The organism is Chitinophaga sp. (assembly GCF_035564935.1).
Taxonomy (GTDB): domain Bacteria; phylum Bacteroidota; class Bacteroidia; order Chitinophagales; family Chitinophagaceae; genus Chitinophaga.
Genome location: NZ_DATMTE010001073.1, coordinates 1 through 6,950, shown reverse-complemented (window position 1 = coordinate 6,950; position 6,950 = coordinate 1). Strand labels below are relative to the sequence as shown.

General features: G+C 48.1%; 5 protein-coding genes. All 5 read right to left on the bottom strand.

All coding sequences use genetic code 11. The annotated features are described in order from the left end of the window. Positions 1-1,080: DUF2652 domain-containing protein (locus VN105_RS27735; protein WP_325646391.1), on the bottom strand; the 1,080-nt coding region annotated here is incomplete at its 3' end. Positions 1,081-1,139: 59 nt separating this feature from the next. Next, a complete protein-coding gene (locus VN105_RS27730) occupies positions 1,140-3,224 on the bottom strand; it encodes a hypothetical protein (RefSeq protein WP_325646389.1) in 2,085 nt (694 codons plus the stop codon). Next, positions 3,134-4,732, bottom strand: coding sequence for a solute:sodium symporter family transporter (locus VN105_RS27725; RefSeq protein WP_325646387.1), 1,599 nt, complete (start codon positions 4,730-4,732; stop codon positions 3,134-3,136). The genes VN105_RS27730 and VN105_RS27725 overlap by 91 nt, the downstream gene beginning before the upstream one ends. A gap of 12 nt (positions 4,733-4,744) precedes the next feature. Beyond that, on the bottom strand, positions 4,745-5,761 hold the full coding sequence (locus VN105_RS27720; protein ID WP_325646385.1) for a GntR family transcriptional regulator: 1,017 nt from the start codon (positions 5,759-5,761) through the stop codon (positions 4,745-4,747). A gap of 38 nt (positions 5,762-5,799) precedes the next feature. Then, entirely contained in the window at positions 5,800-6,870 is a 1,071-nt protein-coding gene (locus tag VN105_RS27715) for a UDP-glucose--hexose-1-phosphate uridylyltransferase (RefSeq protein ID WP_325646383.1), read from the bottom strand. Positions 6,871-6,950: the final 80 nt, after the last annotated feature.

Here is a 6,950-nt window from a genome sequence, read left to right as displayed (position 1 = left end):
GAAATCAAGCGGCAATACCATCTTCATTACCACCGGTTCCAGCCTTTCCAGCGATGTGCGCAACCGGGCGGCCATCTTTTCTTTTTCCGTAAGCCGGAAAAGCCATTGGCGTAAAAAGTTTTCAGGAAGATAATAATCTATAGTCAACCGGGCGCGCCGGTCTGTTAGTCTTTCTATCGTATAGTAGTAAGCGTTATGCCGCTTCTCGTCTGTTTCACTGAATACCACGCTTTGTTCGGGGTTGTAGGAGAAACTGCTGGTATACATCATCGCTTCTTTACCGTTATCCAGCAGATGCCGGTGCCGGCTGCCAACACCCGGCAGGAAATGTTCCACTTCATCTATCCCCTTCACTCCTATCTGCCATAGATGCCTGAATTCAAAATGCACTACGGTATAGGTGAGTGTTTTGATATCTGTGTCAAATTCTTTCGACACAGATATCATTTTCACCTTGTTGTTTAATTCGGTTTGCGGGTCGGGATCAGGAGGTAATGTATTTCTTAGCTCGCTTAAATGGGTGTAGTGAAAAGGGATATCCCCTGTTTCTGTTTGTTTGGTAGCGGCATCCCAGGTCATCCATTGGGCCAGCCCGGAGGGAGGTTCATCGCGCAGCAGGTTATCTGTTACCAGCCAGTATTCATGTTGTTCAATATCGTTTTTAAGCAGCTGATGCGCCACAATCACATCTTTCCCGATCAGCTTACTGAAATTTTTTACCTGGTAAGTAGTGAACTCGCCATAATGGGAAATCACTTTCAGGGTAAGGTCTACTGCCGATACACAGGCTTTACACTGGCAGATTTTACGATGGTTGTAATTAACGAGGTAGCGGTGAAATTCGCAGAACATTCTTTCCACCTGTTTATACAGCAGGGCAAGATCGGGCGGGGATCCAAACTTATAGAATAAGATAGCGTCGCCCTCCACTTCAGACACTTCCAGGTCCGACTGGTTAGCATTGATCAGCAGTTCCAGCAGTTGCTGGATGATATGGCGGCTGTGCTCAATCTCTATCTCATTCACAAAACGGGTAAAGCCACTTATATCCGGAATAAAAAGCAGCCCTTTGTTTTCCATTTTTTTTATTAAAGTTAGATAAAAATGGAAAATAAAGGCCGCTTTCCCGGGGAGATGCTTTATTTCTTTTCCAGGCGGAGGATCACGGCATCTGCCGCAGCTACCGTTACATGGAGTTTGTCTTTTTCAGTGGATGTTTTACCGGAGAATAATTCTTTGCAGCGATATTCCCCTTTTGTGAGGCCCAGTTGATCCCAGCCGGCTTCAAAGGCGCCGGCCTCTTTGCTGTAGTTCACTACGGCGATATAAGTATAACGGCCGCTGTTATGCACAAACAGGCTGGAAGGGGTATCGCCGGTATGATGATCTACCGGCACAAAGCCGTTAGGCAGTTGCGCTGCTTCCAGTACACCGGGGTTTTGCAGTAGTTGCTGTGCTATGCCGGAAGCACTGCTGTATTCAGAATAGTCATCGCCGGTGATAACGGTACCGGAAACGATGGCCGAGGTAAGGCGGGCCCTGTTTTCACCGGGTGTTGCGCCGGCAAACACTACATGGTCTGCATCCGTAAAATCGTATACTTTATGCTGCCACCAGCCCAGGCTGGTAGCATTGAGCGTATAGGCGGTTTCACTGATATTCTTAAACGCATCGCAGGCAATGCGGCGCATATGCACATACCTGCCGGTGGCCAGGCTGGGCGAGATAGCGGCGTATACCAGCATCTTGCCATCCAGCTGGTCTACCAGGAACTCCATGCCTTTGCGGAAAGCCTGCATGCCTGTGTGCACGGAAGGATCATAATAGGTATCTGCCTCTATAGCTGCATGCCCTATGAAATCTATTTTGATCATTTCAAAACCCGTTTCCTTAAACCGTTTGATGAGGTAGGCAATGCGCTCGCGGGTAGCAGGATGCGTGGGATCCATGGCACGGGCGCCATCAAAATCATGGTATTGCCCGTTTACTTTTGTCCATGTTTCTGCATAGTTGTAGTGGCTACCTTCTACGGTGCGGGAGGATTTGGACCAGTCAACAAATGGCGCCCAGTAAATACCGGGTTTGCATCCGCGTTGTTTGCAATAGTCCACAAATGCTTTCAGCTGGCTGAAATCCCCGGTCATGCCTCCTTTGGTCATGTTATCCCAGTAGGAGTCGAGATCAATGTAAATGCTGCCGTCTTTCCCACGGAATGTTTTACAGGAGTCCGCGAAAAAATCGACTACCTGTTTGGCTTTAGCAAGATCCAGTTTCGTTTGCATACTGCCCCAGCTGTTCCAGCCCAGGGGTTTTGCGCCGGTCCATTCAAAAATATAACGGGGTTCCGCCAGGCGGTTGGCGCTGCCATATTGTTCCATGCCTTTTCGCCAGTTGGTGGTGGGTAGTACAAATATCTTCGGGGAGCTGCACAGGGTATCGCCCTGTGTAACAAAGCCATGTGGTATTTTATCGCGGGTTATAAGGCTGTCTGTCCACCCCGCTACCACGGAAACGTGTGTATTTTCCACCTTTACGCCTGTTTTCCAATCGTTGTGTTCTACCGATCCCAGTATAAGCCCTGCATTGGTGGTGCTGTCGTACAAGGCGGTTACTTCCGAGCTGGTAAATGCGGGGCCTTGCTGGTTAGCCACCCGGTATTTGATCCAGGCATCATTATCGAATGGCGCTACTACGCCGCTGGTATAGCGCGCAGCTTCCCCTGTTAAAGGGCTCATAGCGCGGGAGCGCGCTCCTTTTCCCTGCAGGGATACTGAAGTATAAAAGCCTTCTTTCCCGTTATATACGTAAAATACCTGTTGTTTTTTTATGCCGTTACCGGCAGATGTGATCACATACCGGGTTCCATCTTTTATGCGGGAACTGGTAAAAGTGCGCTGAATGGGAAGGGTATCCGGCGTACCGGCATCTTCATAAAAAGCAAACGCATTACGGATCACCTCTTTTTTCCCGGCCCATACCGTATAGGTGCCTTTATATAAATCGTAAGCAATACGATTGTTTTTCCCGAAGGGAATAGTTTTCACATGTCCCGCCTGTTGGGCGTGCAGCGGTGTTAACAGGCAAAGCATTCCTGTAACAGGTAAAAGGTTCCTGAACCAGATCAGCGCATTATTCATTTTGCAAGTCCTAGTGGTGAAAAGATGATAAATAACAATACCATTAGTATCAGTAAGGCGGCGCTGTACCAGTGCCGGTTTTTCCATGGCTCCACAGATACTACCGGGATCACGGCGGGCTGATAAGGTACAGCCATGGGTTTTATTTTGCCGATGATCAGCATCAGCAATGCTGTTACTACAAATGTGATGGCCAGCAGGTGCAGGTAATGAATACCTGTATCAAATACCCATTGCAGTAAAACGTTCATGGCCAGGAAAAATACCAGTCCTGCTTTAGCCGCTACCGGCGGCACATACCGGGTGGTCATGCCTACCACCATGATGGTAAAAATAGGGATGCTGAAAAATCCTGCCAGCATCTGTATATAGTTATAAAAACCGCCTTTGAATAACATGATAAAAGGCGCTATGATAATACCAGACAGCAATACCAATACCTGGAACAGGCGGGTGCGGCTGATCAATTCCTTATCGGACACCCCGCCTTTGCGGGCTATCATAAAGGGTTTATACAGGTTCATGGTGAACAGGGTGCCTACGCTGTTCAATCCTGCATTAAAGGTGCTTAGCGCCGCGCCAAACACGATAGCGGCAATTAAACCGGTGTATACGGGCGGCAGTACATCGGCGGCCATCCTTGGGAATATTTCCGCCGTTGCCTGCGGATGCAGGTACAAATGCACGGCAATGAGGCCGGGAATATTAAGCATAAGCGGCGATAGCAGCTTGCATAAGCATGCCAGTGCAATTCCCTTCTGGCTTTGCTCCAGGTTCACGGAGCCCAGCGCCTGCTGCACAATGAACTGCTCCATGCCCCAATAGTAAATATTTACCAGCAGCATACCGGTAAAAATAGTGCTGAAAGGTATGGCGTCGTGCGCTGATCCGATGGCATTCAAATGATCCGTATGGCTTCCCAATACCGTAAGCAATCCCGTTTCTGCATCGCCATGCCCCAGGTATCTAAACCCGAAATAAGGCAGCAGCAGTCCGCCTATGATCATGCCGGCGCCCAGCAAGGTATCTGAAATGCTGATCACTTTTAAGCCGCCCAGCACGTTGTAAAAAAAGCCGGTGATGCCTATGAGGCAGGCCAGTATCCAGATGGTGGACCAGTAGCTGATATGCAGCAGTTCATTCAGGTGAAAGATGCCGTTGAACGCCACTGCTCCGCCGTACAACACCGCCGGGATCAGGTTTACCAGGTAGCTGAGCAGGAAAATAACAGATACAATTTTCTTGGTGCCGCTGTCATATCTTACCTCCAGGAAATCGGGCGTGGTAACGGCCCCTATCCGGAGATAGACGGGCATTAAAAATTCACTCACCAGCAGCATGGCAAATACCGAAGTAACGCCCCACGACATAATAGACATGTTGTTGATAAAAACGGATTCGTTTTCACCAATAAACTGGTTGGCGCTGATGTTTGTCATAATGAGCGCACCGCCTATTACCAGCCAGTTTAAACTGCGGCTGCCGAGAAATACGTCCGCGGCAGTTTTTAACTGGTGCCTTCTTGTAATGTACCACGACAAAACCGTCATGAGCACTACAAAAAAAGCAAAGCTTATAATAGTAGAAAGAGGCATTAATAATTACAGTTACAAAGATTTTCTTCTTATCAGCACGGTAGGTAATGTTTCCTGGATCTTTTCCCTGCGCAGCACAAAAGCGGCTGCCTTTTCCGCCATCAGTTTAAAGTCGGTGGAATAGGTAGTGATGCCGTTACAGATAATTTCTTTCACTACATCATCATTATGGGATAAAATACCTACATCCCTGCCCAGCGTCAGTTTCTTTTCCACGCAATCTTTCAGGATGGCCCACAGTTCCGTGTTATTGATGGTATAATATACTTTTCCTTTGGCAACGGTACCGGGTTCGTATTCCGTTTTAATCACCCCGTTGATCTTATGATCTTTTATAAAACGTTTAAATGCTTTCAGTATTTCTATGGGCGTATCGGTAGATGGCCGGTAGTAAAAGATCATTTCATCGAACTTCCGGATGGTATCCGCCAGTGCAGAAAAGGCCCTGTAGGAAGATTCCCCGAACTCCTGCACAATGTAAGAACAGTCTGTTTGCAACGGTTCGTAGCGGTCAATCATCAGGAACTTATCCATTGGCAGGCCTTTCAGGATTTCTGCAGTTCTGGGATGCGGGATAGGCGCTACCACGTACATCCCGTAGCGGCCTTTTACAGCTGCAATGATGCTTTCAAATACTTCGATGTTATTATGATGAAAGAATACGTCCAGCTGGACATTTGCGCCAATATCAGCCCGGAAAGTTTTATAGAATGTTTCCTGGAAGGTGTCGAATGCAAACAGCAGCAGCGCTACTTTCAGCTGTTGGCCGGTATCGCCGCTGCTTACAAAAAAACCTTTCCTGTTCTGTGAGGCTACAATGCCCCTTTCCACCAGTTCCTTATAGCCTTTGGCAATAGTTTCCCTTGCAAATCCGAGTTCCCCGATCAGGTTATTGACAGAAGGCAGGGAATCGCCTCTCGATAACAGTTTCGAGTTAATGGCATTAATAATTCCCTGAACAAACTGTTCGTGTTTGGAGAGGCCTGGAATGCCATCCAGTTCATGTATCTGTTCGTATACGTCCTGCATGTAAGGAAAAATTGACTGTACTATACTATCCTACTAAGCTATTGTGTTTTTTCCATACCTGCAACTGCCTGTGAATAATGTATGTCGGGGAGCGACTGTAATTTCTTCGCGGCCCATTCCGGCGTAATATCGCGCTGGGGGCTTGCCAGCAGCTCATAGCCTACCATAAATTTCTTTACGGTGGCGGAGCGCAGCAGTGGCGGATAAAAGTGCATGTGCCAGTGCCATTCCGGGTGATTGCCGCTATTCACGGGCGCCTGGTGCATACCGGCGGAGTAAGGGAAAGAGGTTTCAAAAAGATTATCATATTTGATGGTCAGTCTTTTTAAAATATCGGCCAGCGCATTTTTCTCCGCTTCATCAAACTGCAGCAGGTTGGTTACATGCCGTTTGCTGATGATCATGGTTTCAAACGGCCATACCGCCCAGAAGGGTACCAGTGCAATGAAGTGCTCATTTTCGCAAACGATCCTTTCCTGTTTTTGTTGCTCCAGGGCAACATAGCTTTGTAACAGGCTTTTGCCGGTAGCTTCGTAATATTTTTTCTGGTGAGATGCTTCCTTGATCAGTTCCGCCGGTAAATCGCTCGTTGCCCAGATCTGCCCGTGTGGATGGGGGTTACTGCAGCCCATGATATCGCCTTTGTTCTCAAAGATCTGGATATACTTTATGTCTTTGTCTGCAGATAGCTGGCGGTATTCATTCTGCCACAGCGTAATCACTTTCCGGATGTCTTCCACCTCCAGCAGCGGCAGCGTAAGGTCATGCCGGGGAGAGAAACAGATCACGCGGCAGGTACCTTTCACCCCGCGGGCGTGGAGTAAGTCGTCGATAATATCTGCACCGGCAGGTGTATCTGCCATCAGTGCGCCAAAGTCGTTGGTAAATGCATACGGTTCGGTGTAAGCCGGGTTCAGATCCCCGCCCATCCTGCTGTTGCCCGGGCACAAATAACATGCGGCATCATATCCCGGCAGCGGGTCTTTATTTACTTTTTCTACTTTACCCTGCCACGGTCTTTTTGTACGGTGTGGCGATACCAATACCCATTCACCTGTAAGGATATTCAAACGCTGGTGTGGATGTTCTTCTAACTGGAAATTATTCATAGCTTATGATTAGGATACTTCGCTGATCCGGATCACCACACTGGTTCTTTTAACATCCAGTTGCGGATTAAACCCGATGT